Annotated in this window: 1 pseudogene; it reads left to right on the top strand. The window is 42.8% G+C overall.

Going from position 1 to position 215, the window contains the following annotated elements:
* Positions 1-55: 55 nt before the first annotated feature.
* A pseudogene (locus HMPREF2726_RS01250) lies at positions 56-215 on the top strand (IS30 family transposase); the annotation flags it as partial.

The following is a 215-nucleotide window of genomic DNA, read 5'->3' as shown; positions in this document are numbered from 1 at the left end:
GCTTCGTCGCCTTGTCCTAATTTAAATTTAATCCACTATAAAGGTACATAAAGCCAGAGTCCACACCATCATCATGGATAACGGCAAAGAGTTCTACCAACACACCAAAATACCCAAAGCATTAAAGGCGGAAACCTATTTTTGCCACCCTTACCATTCGTGGGAGAAAGGGCTGAATGAAAACACCAACGGACTCATCCGACAATATTTCCCCA

Origin of the sequence: Neisseria sp. HMSC074B07, assembly GCF_001810355.1 — a bacterium.
Classification (GTDB): domain Bacteria; phylum Pseudomonadota; class Gammaproteobacteria; order Burkholderiales; family Neisseriaceae; genus Neisseria.
Note: the sequence above shows the minus strand (reverse complement) of the source record. Positions and strands in the feature narration are given on the sequence as shown.